Annotated in this window: 14 protein-coding genes; 7 read left to right on the top strand and 7 right to left on the bottom strand. The window is 72.0% G+C overall.

Annotation, left to right across the window (positions count from 1 at the left end):
* Window positions 1-87: 87 nt before the first annotated feature.
* From ACFZAX_RS07505 to ACFZAX_RS07515, 3 genes are all read right to left on the bottom strand, one after another.
* Entirely contained in the window at window positions 88-498 is a 411-nt protein-coding gene (locus ACFZAX_RS07505) for a PLDc N-terminal domain-containing protein (protein WP_390960007.1), read from the bottom strand.
* Window positions 499-678: 180 nt separating this feature from the next.
* Window positions 679-3,009: an RNA repair domain-containing protein gene (locus ACFZAX_RS07510; protein WP_390960008.1), complete on the bottom strand. Its 2,331-nt coding sequence runs from the start codon at window positions 3,007-3,009 to the stop codon at window positions 679-681.
* A complete protein-coding gene (locus ACFZAX_RS07515; protein ID WP_390960011.1) occupies window positions 3,009-4,703 on the bottom strand; it encodes an RNA ligase family protein in 1,695 nt (564 codons plus the stop codon). Before ACFZAX_RS07515 ends, ACFZAX_RS07510 begins: the two co-directional genes overlap by 1 nt.
* Before the next feature lie 387 nt (window positions 4,704-5,090).
* On the opposite strand from ACFZAX_RS07515, the gene ACFZAX_RS07520 reads away from it, so the two are divergent.
* Window positions 5,091-6,020, top strand: a complete 930-nt coding sequence (locus ACFZAX_RS07520; RefSeq protein WP_390960013.1) for a hypothetical protein — start codon at window positions 5,091-5,093, stop codon at window positions 6,018-6,020.
* An 88-nt stretch (window positions 6,021-6,108) separates the two neighbouring features.
* Here the strand turns inward: ACFZAX_RS07520 and ACFZAX_RS07525 are convergent, their stop codons facing one another.
* The 4 genes from ACFZAX_RS07525 to ACFZAX_RS07540 form a co-directional block, all read right to left on the bottom strand.
* Window positions 6,109-7,713, bottom strand: a complete 1,605-nt coding sequence (locus tag ACFZAX_RS07525) for a hypothetical protein (protein WP_390960014.1) — start codon at window positions 7,711-7,713, stop codon at window positions 6,109-6,111.
* Between the two features lie 1,253 nt (window positions 7,714-8,966).
* Window positions 8,967-9,815, bottom strand: a complete 849-nt coding sequence (locus ACFZAX_RS07530; RefSeq protein WP_390960016.1) for a Scr1 family TA system antitoxin-like transcriptional regulator — start codon at window positions 9,813-9,815, stop codon at window positions 8,967-8,969.
* Between the two features lie 18 nt (window positions 9,816-9,833).
* On the bottom strand, window positions 9,834-10,358 hold the full coding sequence (locus tag ACFZAX_RS07535; protein WP_390960017.1) for a DUF6879 family protein: 525 nt from the start codon (window positions 10,356-10,358) through the stop codon (window positions 9,834-9,836).
* A 385-nt stretch (window positions 10,359-10,743) separates the two neighbouring features.
* A complete protein-coding gene (locus ACFZAX_RS07540) occupies window positions 10,744-11,505 on the bottom strand; it encodes a DeoR family transcriptional regulator (protein WP_390960019.1) in 762 nt (253 codons plus the stop codon).
* 60 nt (window positions 11,506-11,565) lie between these two features.
* Between ACFZAX_RS07540 and ACFZAX_RS07545 the strand changes: the two genes are divergently transcribed.
* The 6 genes from ACFZAX_RS07545 (at window position 11,566) to rplW (ending at window position 15,398) form a co-directional block, all read left to right on the top strand.
* Window positions 11,566-11,949, top strand: coding sequence for a DUF4406 domain-containing protein (locus tag ACFZAX_RS07545; protein ID WP_390960082.1), 384 nt, complete (start codon window positions 11,566-11,568; stop codon window positions 11,947-11,949).
* A complete protein-coding gene (locus ACFZAX_RS07550) occupies window positions 11,946-12,674 on the top strand; it encodes an NUDIX domain-containing protein (protein ID WP_390960021.1) in 729 nt (242 codons plus the stop codon). Before ACFZAX_RS07545 ends, ACFZAX_RS07550 begins: the two co-directional genes overlap by 4 nt.
* Window positions 12,675-13,453: 779 nt before the next feature.
* On the top strand, window positions 13,454-13,762 hold the full coding sequence (rpsJ, locus tag ACFZAX_RS07555; protein WP_003948644.1) for a 30S ribosomal protein S10: 309 nt from the start codon (window positions 13,454-13,456) through the stop codon (window positions 13,760-13,762).
* A gap of 13 nt (window positions 13,763-13,775) precedes the next feature.
* A complete protein-coding gene (gene rplC, locus ACFZAX_RS07560) occupies window positions 13,776-14,420 on the top strand; it encodes a 50S ribosomal protein L3 (protein ID WP_014047781.1) in 645 nt (214 codons plus the stop codon).
* 4 nt (window positions 14,421-14,424) lie between these two features.
* Entirely contained in the window at window positions 14,425-15,075 is a 651-nt protein-coding gene (rplD, locus tag ACFZAX_RS07565; protein ID WP_266705246.1) for a 50S ribosomal protein L4, read from the top strand.
* Window positions 15,075-15,398 (top strand): 50S ribosomal protein L23, encoded by a 324-nt coding sequence (gene rplW, locus ACFZAX_RS07570; RefSeq protein ID WP_327176189.1) that lies wholly within the window; start codon window positions 15,075-15,077, stop codon window positions 15,396-15,398. Before rplD ends, rplW begins: the two co-directional genes overlap by 1 nt.
* The last annotated feature ends 23 nt before the right edge of the window (window positions 15,399-15,421 follow it).

Consider the following 15,421-nt stretch of genomic DNA (forward strand, 5'->3'; position numbering starts at 1 on the left):
CGGCTGAGCGCTGAGCACCGCCGGGCCCGGTTCTGAACCCCGCGTCGGGGAGGGAACCGGGCCCGGCGGTGTGCTGTGCGGCGTCCGTCAGCCGATGATCTTCGCCTTGGCCCGCTCGAACTCCTCGTCCGAGATGTCGCCCCGCGCCCGTACCTCGGAGAGCTTGGACAGCTGCTCGGCCGGGGTGGCGGAGCCGCCCGCCGTCTCGCGGATGTACGTCTCGAACGCGTGCTGCTGGTCCTTCGCGTGCTTGTGCTCGCGGCTGCCCATGCCCCTGCCCCGGGCGATGACGTACGCGAAGACGCCGATGTACGGCAGCACGATCACGACGATGAGCCAGAGGGTCTTGCCCCAGCCGCTCATGTCGTCGTCGCGGAAGATGTCGGCGATGATCCGGAAGAGGAGCACCAGCCAGAGGACCCAGATGAAGACCCACATCGCGGTCCAGAAGGCGCCGAGGACCGGATAGTCGTAGGCCAGGTACACGCCGTCGCTCATCGTTTTCTCCTGTCGGGCCGTAGCCGTGCCACTCCCCCCGGGAGCATCCATCCTGCGTCCGGTCGGCGAAGTCGGCCACGCGAGCGGGAAACGACGGCGCGGGCGGGGGACGGCGGCGGGTGGAGGCGAACGGCGTCGGGGCCCCCTCAGCCCCCTCAGCCCCCTCAGCCCCTCAGCCCCTCAGCCCAGCGGGGGCGGCGCCACCGTCCGGCTCACCCGGGCGCCGGGCAGCCCGCGCAGGATCTCCGCGCCGATCTCCGTGAGGCGCTGCGCGTCCGGGGGAGTGGCGCCGAGCCCGACGGCGTACCGGACGAACCCCGCGTCGGCGCCCCCGGCGACCGGGCGCGGCCAGGCGTGGGTGTCGGGGGAACCGGACCCGGCGAGGGCGTCGAGGAACGCCAGGAGCCGTCCCCGGAAGCGGCCCTCGTCCGCGCCCTCGCGTACGGAGATCAGCGCCCAGGCGGAGTGGCGCAGGGGGAGCGGCGGCGGGGCGCAGAGCCGGGCGTACGGGACGGGCTCGGCGTCCGCCGCCGTCTCCAGCACCTCCCACGCCCGGAACAGCTCCTCGGCGAGCAGGTCCCGGCCCGCCGCCGACACCTGCGTGGTGCAGGACCGCACGGGGGCGGTCGGCGTCAGGACCGTGACGGCGGCTCCCGTGCGGGGGACTTCGGGGGTGCCCGCGTACGCCACGGGCCGGGCCCAGTCCCACTCCGCCCACTGGGCGAAGAACCGCCGCAGCAGCGCCGTACGCGTCGGCCGGACCGCTCCTGTCGCCTCCGCCGCGCCCGCAGCTTCCGCCGCGTGGACGGTCCTGGCCGCCAGCACCGTCCAGGCCAGGCCCGGCAGTCCTCCGCACGGAGCCGAGTCCAGCCCGCGCGCCCGCGCCCACGCCTTCACGTCGTGGGCCAGCTCGGTGAACGCCCGGCGGTACGGGGCCATGGTCTCGCGCACCGCCTCCGCGTCGCTCACCGCGCTCAGCGCGACGGCCGCGGCAGCACCCAGCTCCTCGCGCCGCTCGACCGCCTCGGCCGGGGCAATCCCGGCCGTGACCACGGTCACCAGGTCCACCCGTACGCCACCGAGGGAGAAGCGCAGTCCGGGCACCCGGGCCCCGACCACCTCGCGCACCCCCTCGGCGTCCGGCAGCCGACGCCCTAGCGCCCGGGCCCCGACCGGGCCGGGCAGCGCCGCCACCAGGTCCACGTCCGCGCCGGGCAGCGCGCCGCCGATCCGCCGCGAACCGACGAGGTGCACGCTCCCGCCGGGCAGCGCCGCCGCCACCCGGTGGAGGACCGTCTCGCCGACGCCGGAATCCGCCTCGGAATCCGCCTCGGAATCCGCCTCGGAATCCGCTCCGGGGGCCGCTTCGGCGTCGGCCGGGGCCAGTCCGTCGGCCGGGGCCATCACGGCGTCGGCCGGGGCCAGTTCGACGCGTACGCCGAAGTGGTCGGAGGCGTACAGGCCGGTCGCGTCCGGCGCCGCGCCCACCAGCCCGGCCGCCACCGGGCGCAGCCGTCCCGGGCGGTGGAGCACCCGGTCCAGCCGTGAGGCCCGGCCGGTGAGCGAGCCCACGGCGGCCAGCGGGTTCGCCGAGGGGTCGAAGGTGGGGGTCCGGTCGTCCGGGCCGTGCACCGCCGTCCAGGCGTCCGTCAGGCCGAGCCGCGACTGCGGGTTCGGGCCGCCGTCGTTGAAGTCCCCGACCACCAGGAGCTCTCCCTCCAGGCCCGCCAACCCCGTGGCCAGGTCGGCGAGTTCGTGGTCGCGGCGGGCGGCGCCCTCGGGGGAGTGGTCGCTGCTGAGGTGGGTCACCGCGACGGTGACGGGCCCGTCCGCCGTCACGACCACGACGGCCGCGACCGCCTTGTGCCGCCCCAGCGGGTGCCACCCCGCCTCGCGCACCGGCAGGCGGCTGAGCAGCAGCAGCCCGCAGTCGGTGACGTCCCGCCCGTCGAGGGCGGCTCCGAACGCGTACTCCTCGCGGACCCAGGCGCTGCCCGCCAGCAGCTCCAGCAGCGGCGGTTCGACCTCCTGGAGGGCGATGACGTCCGCGTCGGCGGCCCGCAGCGCATGGAGAAGGAGCGGGCGGCGGCGGTCGGTGGCGATGCGCTCGGAGTCGTACCGGTCCCAGAGCGTGTTCCAGGTCAGTACGGTCAAACCGGCCGCGGAACCGGCGAGTGGGGCCGAAGGCGGTGCGGGCGCCCACGCTCGGCCGTCGTGGGTGTGCGGGGTCCGGACGGCGAAGTACGGCGACGGCAGCGACCGCGCCTCGCGCACCCGCCCGGCCTCCGCCGTGTCCACCCGGTCCAGGCCCGAGGCCCGGTCCCACACCGTCTCGCCGTCCGCCTCGAAGAAGAGCACCCGGTGCCAGGGGATCTCCCCGCCCGGAGTGAAGCGCGGCATCGGTACCCGCTTCGGCTCCCGGCCGCGCTGCGCCACCCCGAGGGTGAACCGCGCCGGATCGAAGCGGGCGTCCCACCGGATCCGGTGGTAGATCTCGTCGCTGGTCCGCATCAGGCCCTCGCCTCCACCGTCCCGCTCGTGCCCAGGTACCAGGTCCGGTGCGCTTCGCCGGGGTAGGGCGGGACGTACCGACGCAGCTGCGCCTCCTGCACCTGTGGCGGTACGGGATGGGTGCGGCGCGTGTTGCGCCGGGCCAGCTCCTCCGCACCCACCCACGCGACCACGTGCGTGACCATCGCGTCCCGGCGCCCGGCGGCGGCGTGCACCAGCGCGCGCTGCTCCCGGGTGAGCGAGGTGGCGTCCCAGACCGTCGTCGTACGGGGCCGCAGCGCGCGGTCCAGCCGGTCCAGCGCCTCCCGCAGCACCTCGGCGTTGGCGCTCTGGTCGGCCCGGTCGCCGCGCGCCTCGCGCAGGTCGTCGAGGGCGATGCGGGTGGTGACCCCGGGCAGTTCGCGGGCGTACGTGCTCTTCCCGCTGCCGGACGGCCCGCACACCAGGACCAGGCGCGGGAAGTCGCCGGACCGCAGCCGCCAGGTCGCGGCGACCGCCTCCTCGGCGGTCGAGATCCGCCCCAGCGCGTACGCCTCGCGGGCCTGCGCCAGGCAGCGGTCGGCGGCGTCCGGCTCCAGCCCGTCGAACACCTCGCGCAGCCCGGCGGGCCGGCGGATCTCCTCGGCGTGGAGCGCGGACCACTCGACGTACCCGCGCGCCTCGTCGGTGGGGGCGGTGGCCGCGGCGAGCGCGTGCAGGGTCGGCAGATCGGCCGCCCAGGACATGCGGGTCAGCCCGGTCCGGCGCTCCTCGTCCGGGTACGGGCGGTGCAGCGAACGGTGGAGCCCCACCAGGTCGGCGACCCGCACGGCCGCCGCCAGCCCGACGACCGGGGCGAGCCGCGGCGCGATCGAGGTCCGGCGTTCGCGGTGCAGCAGCCCCGCGAGGACTCCGGCCAGCCGGTCGTCGCCGAAGAGCGCGGAGCCGTCGGCGCCCACGACGTCGGTGCCCATGGCGTGGGCCGTACGGACGTCGGGCGCGGGGTCCGTACGCGTACCGGAGGAGAGCGCCACGCACAGGGCGTCCGCGTCGACCGCGCCGCCGGAGCGTACGTCCCAGAGGGCGGCGGACGGGCCCAGCGCGTTCGGGACGACCGCCGCGTGCATCCAGTGGGTGCCCGTCGTCACGTGCCCCGGCCGCACCCACTTGGCGACGACTCGCCCGAACTCGTCGGCTCCGAAGGCCGCTGCGGGCCGTACGACGTACCCCTCCTGCCGCCCGGTGTCGAGCGCGAGCTTCCGCAGCGCCCTCTCCGCCCGCGCGTCGAACACCCCGCGCCAGAGCACCGGCGGTACGGGGATACCCAGCCCGCGCAGGAACGCGGTGGTGCGGTCCCAGCCGAGGCAGCGGTCGCCGTCCCAGACGGAGAAGCCGTAGAAGAAGCTGTCCAGCCGGTCGTACGGGATCGAGTGCCGCGCGAACACGTTCTCGCCGCACACCCGCCACCCCGCCGGTATGCGGGAACCCAACCGCCCCTGGAGCGCCTTCACCCACCCCCGCGAGGGATGGTGCGCGGAGTCCGGCGAGCGGGCATGCAGCCCGTCCGCGTAGAGCGTGGTGTTCTCGCCGTCGAGCTTCTCCGTCACCACGACCTCGCGCCCGGCGAGCGCCGCGAGGTCCGGCACCCGCACGTCGTCGGATGTGGCACCCGGCGACCAGGGGAGGTGCGGGGTGCGCGGATAGTGCGTACGCATGCGGTCGGCCCCCGTCCGATGGAAAAGCGACCGTCACCCTATGCAGCGGCGGGGCGGGGAGGCGACGGGATTTCCGGCGGGCGGCCGTGACACCACCGATCCGCCGGCCATGGCGACTTCGTCGGCGACCGGGAGACGCCGAACGGCACGCCGAGGGCCTGTCCGGCCTGTCCGGCCTGTCCGGGAATCCTTCCGTCCGCCGACGGCTTGCTGGTGAGGATCGAGCGGGCTTGCTGACCGCCCTGGCTTGACCATCACACCGTGTCAGAGGCTGCACTGATGGCGCGATGTTCACCCTCTTCCTGGATCGCCCCGCGGACACCACCGCACGGGTGATCGGCTGCGGCCGTCCGTCATCGCCTCCTGACCGAAGAAGACAGGACAACAGTGACCCACTACATCGGCTCCGGCCCGTACTGCTACGCCAACTCCCTGGCCATGACGCTCGGCGAGGCGGCCCCGCCCCCGGCGGTCATCGAGGTGCTGACCGGTTCGCCGTTCGGCTTCGCGCTGATCGGCGGCACTCTGCCGCTGTTCGACCCCTACGGCTGGGACCCGGATCTGGGCCTGGACGCCGCCATCTCCCTCCTCGGCGCCCGGTGCGCGCGTACCAGCGGCGGGACGGCCGAGGAGGCTGAGGAGCGGCTGCGCGAAGCCTCCGCCCAAGGCCCCGTCCTGGTCGGCCCCGTCGACATGGGGCTACTGCTCCACCAGCCGGGCACACCCACCGCAGACGGTGGCGACCATTTCGTGGTCGTGCTGGAGGTCGAGGGCGGCATGGTGGTCTTCCACGACCCGCACGGTCATCCCTGGGCGACGCTGCCGGTCGCGGACTTCCTCGCCGCCTGGGAGGCGAAGGCGGTCGACTATGCCGACGCCCCTTACGTGATGCGCGCCAGCTTCGTCCAGGAACGGAAGGTCACACCGGAGGAGGCGCTGCGACGGTCGCTGCCCGATGCGGAGCGATGGCTGGCGGGCGGCGGCGGCCGGCCGGCGTCGCCGGGAACGCTCGGTGGTGCCGCCGGTGTCGAGGCCTTGGCCGCCCAGGCCGACGGGGGACTCGGCGTGGACGTGCGCGGGTTCCTGGCACACTTCGCGATCAGAGTCGGCGCACGCCGACTCGCCGACGCCGCGCACTGCCTGGACTCGCTGGGGCTCCCCGATGCGGCCGCAGTCGCGTCCGGGCAGTCGCGGCTGGTCGGCGGCCTCCAACACCCCCTGGTCACGGGCGACGACCGGGCCCTCGCGGACACTCTGCGCCGGTTGGCGCCGAGCTACGAGCGGCTGCGGACCGCGCTCGCGTCCCGCGTCGCCTGAGCGGGGCTGCTGCGGGGCGTGACGTGACATGACAAGGGCCGCACGGTTCTCCGACTGCGACGGGAAGCGAAACACGGCTCAGCCGCTGTCAGTTCTCCGCCGCTACCGGGGCTTCCTGCGCTGCTGGGGCTTTCGGCGCTGCTGGGGCTTCCTGCGCTGCTGGGGATTTCCGCGCTGCGGGGCTTCCCGGGGCTTCCCGCGCTTCCGGGGCTCGCGCGTCTCCCGGCCGGCAGTCGCGGCAGCGCCCCGGGGCGGAGGAGCGGAACGCCCGATCGCAGCTGTCGCAGTTCTGCAGGGGCGCGACGGTGGGCGTACGGGGCGCCTCTCGGCGACCGTACGGATGCCCGGGACCGTATGGACCGTATGGATGCCCGGGACCGCGCTCGGCGGGAAGCGGCGGCGGCAGCCGGTCGGCCAGGCGGCGGCCGACGAACTTGACCGGGTACTTCACGACCGGCGGCAGTTCGTCGAGGAGCGCCCGGTACAAGGTGTCCAGCTCCACCCCGCGTACCAGCCAGAGGCTCACGGCCGGTGCGAGCTTCTCCACGTCCTTCGCGCTGAGCGTCAGCCGCTCGTCCCTGCCGCGCAGCCCGCTGAGCAGCTCGACGGCGATGGCGTGCCGCACCGGATCGGCGGCCGAGGGCGCGGACGGCTGTACGGGGCGGGGGAGGGAAGCGCGGATGGTCGAAGCGTCGGGGGTGGCAACTGCCCTGTCGGAAGCGGTAGCTGGGGTGTCGGTCCCGGCAACCACCGGTGCGGCTGAGGTGGGTACGGCGTCGGGCCGCGGCGGGGCAGGGGCAGGGGCAACCGCCGGTTCGGCTGCGGCGGGAGCGGGCGGCGGCTTCCGCGCCCCGGCGACGACGACACGCTGCTCCTGCGGCGCCGAGGCCGGGGCCGGGGCCGGGGCCGGGGCCGGGGCCGGGGTGGGCTCCTGCCGCACCGGGGCGGGTACGTGCGGCGCGGATTCGGTCACCCCCGCAGTCACCCCCGCAGCAGCCACCCCCGCAGCAGTCACCCCCGCAGCAGCCACCCTCGCAGTCGCCACCCCCGCAGCAGTCACCTCCACAACGCTCACTTCCGGCTCCCACAGCTCCCGCAGCACGTCCGCCGCCGTGCACATCGCCCGTACAGGACGCTGCTGCGCACCGCGCCGCCCCTGCGCGGCCCGGGTGCCGTACTGCCGGGCGGCGGCCGGAGCGCCCGCGCCTGCCCGCTGCTGCGGGACGGTGGCGGATCTCCGCCCGAGGGCCGCCCCGCCGGAAGGCTTCCGCTCGGCGGCCCTGACCTCGGCCGCGACTGTCCGCGCGGCGCGTTCGTGCCGGGCGGCGTCGGGGTGGTTGTACGCGATCGTCCGCGTCATGAACCGGCCCTCGCCGACACGCTCCCGGGGACGGTCGAGGTACCCGCACCGCTCCAGCTCACGCATGGCCCGCGCGATGGTCTCGGCGCCTTCCTGGAAGCGCTCGGCGAGTGCCTTGATGCCCACTCGTCGGCCCGGCGGCAGCGACTGGATGTGGACCGAGACGCCGATCGCGACGAGCGACAGTTCGGGGTGCTGCGCCAGGTGGTTTCCGACCACCACGAACTCGCTGGTGAGCGGCACGGTCACGTGCGACAGCCCGGAGGGCCGGGTACGGCTGCGGTCAACGACCGCCTGGGCGCGCGGGCGCGCGCTAGTCTTCTGGGTATCCATGTGGGAAGGTCTTCGCTTCCTGATTGGTCAGGCCCTCGCTCGGGAGTTCCAGTCCCGACGGGGGCCGTCCTATGTTCGGTGCGGGGCGTATGCCCCTGTCGCTGGGCGCATGGCCCTGCTGCTGGGGGGAGCATATGCCTGCCAACCGGACCAAAATCTAGCCGAGTTGCCGAAACTCACCCGTCCGGGTGAGGACATGCCGAGGCCGGTGGACCGGCTCTCGAACCGGCCGGTGGGGGAGGGGGTTGGTTTGGTTCTTTCCCGAGTTCTTTCAAGCTTTTGAGAGTCCCGAAGCGCCCTGTCCCCACCGGCCGGGACACGGCGGACCGGGTCCCGTCGCACCGGGTCCCGGCAGGCGGGACCCGGTGGAGGACGGTCGGTACTCCGAGGCCGCAGGGTCACCGAGCGGCGGTCAGCTCCTGCGCGGTCGGGCGGTCTGGTGGTCGGCGAGGTCGGGCGCCAGGCATGCGGCGACGGCCTCCTCGAACTCGGGAAACCGCCACGGCCGTACGTCCGACAGCGCGAGGGTGGTCCCTCGGCGTTGACCGCGAGCTTCTTGACCCGGTCGAGGGTGTCGTCGTAGGCAACGGGTCGATGGCCGGTCCACGACCAGAACAGGGAAGCGCCCAGGCTCCGGATTTCGGCGGCCGGCCGCGCCCGGACTGAGCCTCGGCGGGGGTGCCGAGAATCTCGGCGGCGATCTCGTGGGCAGTGGTGGGGGTGAGCGCGCCCCGGCAGGGCAGGCGAGGCGGGCCAACGGGGCCGCAGGCGAGGGCATGGTCGATGACCGCGGTGCGGCCGTCGTCGGTGACGGTGTCGGGGTCGTCGGCTTTCAGCACGACCGTGCCCCGGGGCCCTCGGACTCTCCAGGCCCGCGAGCCGCGCCGGTCGGTGAGGAACTGGATCGACGTGGGATCGCCGAGGTGGTCGATGCGGCCGATGTGCGGGGTGAGGAGGCCGACCGCCTCGTCTTATGCGGATGGCTCCTGATCTCCACGTCGGCATCGGTAGCCGCCGACAAGTCTCCCCTGTCTCGCGCCGCCAGACGTTGTGCGGCCAGCGCTTCGCACACCTCGCAGCCGGGTGCCGGTTTCGGGGGCGGCAGGGGAAGGGCCAGGTTCACCGGTCCGCTCATGGCCGTACGCGGTAGTTCGCTCACACCGTGTGCCTTTCCGTGACTCCGCAGGGCGATGGACAGACCGTAGGAAGGACGCCTGAGGAGTGCCCACGCTGTTGCACGCGGTTGCAGAGATTCACCCGAGGGTGGCGAGCGCCTTGGTGATGAGAGCCCGGGCGTCAGCCCCGCGCACAGCAGTCCTGGCCAGTTCGGAGAAGGCTCGGAGGTACGTGGAAATCTCGCCCGGTGCGGTCAGGTTGATCTCCGCGGTGAGGGTCTCCACCGCCACCTGCTGATCGTCGAAGGCGTAGAAGGCTTCGAGCGGCCAGACCGTGCGGCGGGCTCTCGCCGGGATGACGCCGAGAGATACGTTCTGCTGCCCCATCACCGAGAGCACGTGCTCGAGCTGGGCTGCCATCGCGGCATCGTCGCTCACCCGGTAGTAGAGCACCGTCTCTTCGAGTACCAGGGCGAAGCGATGGTTCCCCTCCCGGATGACGCGGGACCTTTGCATGCGGGCCCGCACGGCGTCGGCCACGTCGTCGGGTGTCCCCTGGAAGGCAGTGATGGACCGAAGAAGCCCTGCCGCGTAGCCGGGAGTCTGGAGCATCCCCGGCATGACGTTGGATGCGTACACGCGAAAGGAGCGGGTTCGTTGGTACAGCGGGACGGTCTGCTCGTGAATCCGTCGCATTCCGTCTCGATGGATCTGCCGCCACTCGACGTACATCGACTCGGCGTTTCGGGACGCAGCGATCAGATCAGCCGCCTGGTCACCGGCCCCGCAGGCAGCGCACCAGGCACGGATGTCCGCGTCCGAGGGAGGCGTCTTTCCCCGAGCGATCCGGGACGACTTCGACTTGTGCCAGCCGCACTGAACGGCCAGCTCATGCCCTGTCAGGCCGGCCTCCCGCATGAGGCCCTGCAGGCGGGCAGCCACTGAGGCTCGTGCCGCTTGGGCGCTGGAGAGTGGAGAAGAGGGCATGAGCCGGTCGGTGTGGAATCAGACGGTGTACTTCTCGTGCGGGACGGCTCGTTCCCACACCGCTTCGAACGCCGACGCGCAGAGTTCGGCTACAGCAGGGTCCTCCGTCTGGTCCGTGTGAACCCACCGGCCGACCCCGTCGAAGATGTTGAACTGCACGAGTCGGCCGTCGAACAGCCAGAAATCGTTGCCCGGAAGAGCAAGGTCCGAGGCGCTGCGACGGGGCAGCCAACGGATCTGTTCCCCGGCCGCGACGTTCGTGAAGGTGCCCGAGTGCTCGAAGGCGATGTATTCACTGACGGGTTCCGAGACGATGCGGGCCCGTCGGATCACCACCCCCCTGGCCGTGACCTCCTGCACCAGGTCGAGCCAAGGGCGCCACCAGGAAGCCGGGTCCTCAGCGGAAAGCCGGTGTCCCCGTCTCCACGCGGCGAAGCCATCGATCTCGTTTTCGACGCCGTACGTATCGCGCATCTCAAGGTGGACGGCTGACTCCCGCACGGACCTGACGAGGTCGGAAAAGTCAGTCAGACTCTGCGACACGAAGTGCCTCCCGGAGAAGCGGGACCATCCGCTTCGGAACTCTGATCACCGATTCGTGTCCGGGGATTCGCACATCCCGCGAGCTTTCGCCCACGGTCTGCTCGTCAGCCGTCCACCCTTGGATCACAAGGTCCTTGGACTCTTGGTCCACCCATACAGCGGGTGATCCGTGGTCGCCGGACTCGGGATCTTTCCCGATGAAACGTAGGGCCATGGCGCCCCTCCCGTCCAACTCGTCGCGCCTGGTCGCGCGCTTCCCACTGTGTCGGAATCGGTAGACCGGGAGGGCTCGTTCGCCCTGATCCGCACCCTCAAGAGGCGCTCGGCCACGCTTTCGAAGCACGCGCACTGTCCGGCGCACGCTGTTTCGACCGGTCCGCAGCCGTCAGCCGGCCATCAGGATCTCCACCCCGATCTCCGCCACGAGCTGCTCGATCACCGCGTTGCCGGGGTCGGCGTCGGTGATCAGCCCGGTGACCCGCTCCCACGGGAGGACGCGGAACTGCGAGGCCGTGCCGATCTTCTCCGAGGACGCCAGGACGTACGTGTCCGCCGCCCGCGCGGACAGGGCGCGCTTCATGGCCGCCTCCTCGGCGTCGCCGGTCGTCAGCCCCGCCTCGGGGTGCACGCCGGTGACGCCGAGCAGGCAGAGGTCGGCGGAGACGTTCTGCGCGGCCTCCACCGCCGCCGCGCCGCAGGTGACCGCCGAGTGCTTGAAGACGCGGCCCCCGAGCAGGAAGAGCTCCGCCTTCGGGTGGTCGAGCAGGGCGACGGCGATCGTCGGGCTGTGCGTGATCACGGTGCAGGCGAGATCCGTCCGGAGCGCGCGGGCGACGGCGAGGGCCGTGGTTCCGCCGTCGAGGATCAGTGAGCCGCCCGGCCGGACCAGACCCGCGGCGACCGAGGCTACCTTCGCCTTTCCCTCCGAAGCCACGCTCTGCCGGGCCTCGTAGTCGACCACCGCAGGGGACACGGGCAACGCGCCGCCGTAGACGCGCTGGCACAGCCCCTGTGCCGCGAGGTCGCGCAGGTCGCGCCGCACGCTGTCCTCGGAGATCCCCAGTTCGACGGCGACGCCCTTGGCGACGATCTTGCCCTCGCGGGCGAGCAGACCGAGCAGATGGGCGTGTCGTTCAGCAGCCAGCATGCGCACTCTCTCCTGTTCTTGCACGTTTCTGCGTGTAGTGTAGTCGCCATGACCAGCAAGATGACCGATAAGCCCATGCTCGTCCTGATCGCCGGTCCCTACCGCTCCGGTACCGACGGCGACCCGCAGGCCATGGCCGACAATCTCGCCCGCCTCGAAGCCGCCGCCTGGCCGGTCTTCGCCGCCGGGCACGTCCCCGTCATCGGCGAGTGGATCGCCCTGCCCGTGCTGCGCTCCGCCGGTGCCGGTCCCACCGACCCGCTGGCGGACGAGGTCCTCTACCCGACGGCCCACCGCCTGCTCGCGCACTGCGACGCCGTACTCCGGCTGCCCGGAGAGTCCGCCGGAGCCGATCAGGACGTCGCCACCGCCCGGGACCGGGGCCTGCCCGTCTACTTCGAGGCGAGCGAGATCCCCCGCCGTACGCCGGGCGAGGTCGCATGACCGCCCGCCCCGGCATCGATACTCCCGACCACCGGGGCCGTACCGGCCTCGATCGGGCGGGGCGCGGCCTGGACCGCAATCCTGACGTTGTGGTCCAGGCCGTCGAACTCACCTCCCGGGGCTGGCACGTCCTGCGCCGCACCACCTTCGACTACCGCCGTCGCGACGGGCGTTGGGAGACGCAGCAGCGCGAGACGTACGACCGTGGCAACGGCGCGGTCGTGCTGCCCCACGACACCGGGCGGGGCGTCGTACTCCTCACCCGGCAGTTCCGCTACCCGGCGTACGTCAACGACCACCCCGACGGCATGCTCGTCGAGGCCGCCGCCGGGCTGCTCGACGAGGACGATCCGATCACCGCCGTCCGGCGCGAGGCGGCGGAGGAGCTCGGTGTCACCCTCGGCCCGCTCACCCACGTCCTCGACGCCTACATGAGCCCCGGATCCGTCACCGAGCGGCTCCACTTCTTCGCGGCCCCGTACACGGCGGCCGACCGGACGGGAGCCGGCGGTGGAGTGGAGGAGGAGGGGGAGGACATCGAGGTCCTGGAAGTGCCCTTCGCGGAAGCGCTCGCCATGACCCGGGACGGGCGCATCGCCGACGGCAAGACGATCATGCTGCTGCAATGGGCTGCCCTGCACGGGCCGTTCGCCACCGGGACGTCCGCCCCCGAGGCCTTCGCCCAAGCCCCCTCCGGGGCCTCCGCCCCGCAGTGCGGCGCCTGAACCGGCAGGTCGCGCCCGACAACGCGGTCACCACCGCGATGACCGACCGGGCGTCTGCTCCACCGGGACCTCGCGCGCAGCCGGCCAGGAAAGCCTGCATGCCGCGTCGACGCCGGCGGCCGGGACGCCCTCATGCCTCGCCACCGCCACCCCACCGCCGCCACCGTCGGCGGGCGGTCCGGTCGGGGAGGCAAGCTCCCCGAGTGCCGCGTCCGCGGCGGCCGGGTGACGGGCGACCGGGCCGAAGGAGACACGGGAGCCCGCTCGCGGGGGCGTACGGACGGGCCCGTTCCCTCACACGCGTGAACCCCGTCACCCCTGGATTGACGAGGCTCGGAGGGGCCGGGAGCGGCCCGCCGGGGCGTGCCCGCGTTTGAGCAATCGCCCGTGGGGGGTAAGATCCTCGGCCGATTGGCCAGGCTCGCTTTCCGTATGGCACACTGGCCAGGTTGCTCGGTTGAGTGTCAATGCTGCGCGCCTCCCGCCGGGAGGACCGGAAGCGAGTCCCACAGTACTCGTCGGCCCTGTACGGGTCGGAAGTACGGGAATCTTCCGGGAAGTGTCAGTGGGGCACAGACCAGGCACCCGGTGGGCGTTCCGCCCCGATCGGCTCTTCATCGAGCCAGCGCGGTCCTTGGGCCCGCACCCCCTTGGTTGGGATCTCCTTCGGGAGATTTTCGTAGAGGGGATGCGACACGCCCGACCGCGTGGGTCGGATGCGGAGGTCAGGAGAACCCCCGGGTTCCAGAGCGTTTCGAGAGACAGGACTACTAGTAGCCATGGCGGGACAGAAGATCCGCATCCGGCTCAAGGCCTACGACCACGAGGTCATCGACTCCTCGGCGAAGAAGATCGTCGAGACGGTGACCCGCACTGGTGCGTCGGTCGCGGGCCCGGTGCCGCTGCCCACTGAGAAGAACGTGTACTGCGTCATCAAGTCGCCGCACAAGTACAAGGACTCGCGCGAGCACTTCGAGATGCGCACGCACAAGCGCCTCATCGACATTCTCGACCCCACGCCGAAGACGGTTGACTCGCTGATGCGTCTCGACCTTCCGGCCGGCGTCGACATCGAGATCAAGCTCTGAGGTGACGCGCGAGATGGCTAAGAACATTAAGGGCGTCCTGGGCGAGAAGCTCGGCATGACCCAGGTCTGGGACGAGAACAACCGGGTCGTCCCGGTGACCGTCGTCAAGGCCGGGCCCTGTGTCGTCACCCAGGTCCGCACCAACGACAGCGACGGCTACGAGTCGGTCCAGATCGCCTTCGGCGAGATCGACCCGCGCAAGGTGAACAAGCCCCTCAAGGGCCACTTCGCCAAGGCCGACGTGACCCCGCGCCGCCACCTGGTGGAGCTCCGCACCCCTGACGCCAGCGAGTACACGCTGGGCCAGGAGGTCACTGCCGAGGTGTTCGAGTCCGGCGTCAAGGTTGACGTCACGGGCAAGAGCAAGGGCAAGGGCTTCGCCGGTGTCATGAAGCGTCACAACTTCAAGGGCCTCGGTGCCGGTCACGGCGTCCAGCGCAAGCACCGTTCCCCCGGTTCGATCGGTGGCTGCGCCACCCCTGGGCGTGTCTTCAAGGGCATGCGCATGGCCGGTCGGATGGGTAACGAGCGCGTCACCACCCAGAACCTGACCATCCACGCGGTTGACGCGGAGAAGGGTCTGCTCCTCATCAAGGGCGCGGTCCCCGGTCCGAACGGCGGCCTCGTACTGGTCCGTACCGCGGCCAAGGGGGCTTGAGGTAATGAGCACCATTGACATCCTTTCGCCGGCAGGCGACAAGGCCGGTACCGTCGAGCTCCCCGCGGAGATCTTCGACGCGAAGACCAGCGTTCCGCTGATCCACCAGGTCGTTGTCGCACAGCTGGCTGCTGCCCGTCAGGGCACGCACAAGACCAAGCGTCGTGGCGAAGTCCGTGGTGGTGGCCGCAAGCCGTACCGCCAGAAGGGCACCGGCCGCGCCCGCCAGGGTTCGACCCGCGCGCCGCAGTTCGCCGGCGGTGGCGTCGTCCACGGCCCGCAGCCGCGTGACTACTCGCAGCGCACCCCGAAGAAGATGAAGGCCGCCGCCCTCCGCGGTGCCCTCTCGGACCGGGCGCGTCACTCCCGCATCCACGTCATCACCGGCGTGGTCGAGGGTGGAGTCTCCACCAAGGCCGCCAAGACGCTGTTCGGCAAGATCTCGGAGCGCCCCAACCTGCTCCTGGTCGTCGACCGCGCCGACGAGGCCGCGTGGCTCTCCGCGCGCAACCTGCCCCAGGTGCACATCCTGGAGCCGGGCCAGCTCAACACGTACGACGTGATCGTCTCTGACGACGTGGTCTTCACCCAGGCCGCTTTCGAGTCCTTCGTGTCTGGCCCCCAGACCGCTGAGACCGAAGGGAGCGACGCCTGATGAGCGAGGCGACCGTTACCAGCAAGACGTACTCGGACCCGCGCGACATCCTCGTGAAGCCGGTCGTGTCCGAGAAGAGCTACGCGCTGCTCGACGAGAACAAGTACACGTTCATCGTCGCGCCCGGCTCCAACAAGACCCAGATCAAGCAGGCCGTCGAAGCGGTCTTCTCGGTCAAGGTCACCGGGGTCAACACGATCAACCGTCAGGGTAAGCGCAAGCGCACCAAGACCGGTTTCGGCAAGCGCGCCAACACCAAGCGCGCCATCGTGACCCTCGCCGAGGGCGACCGTATCGACATCTTCGGCGGCCCGACCTCCTGACGGAGGTAGGGACGTCCAGGATC

It is taken from the genome of Streptomyces sp. NPDC008125 (genome assembly GCF_042957125.1).
In the GTDB taxonomy this organism is placed as follows: domain Bacteria; phylum Actinomycetota; class Actinomycetes; order Streptomycetales; family Streptomycetaceae; genus Streptomyces.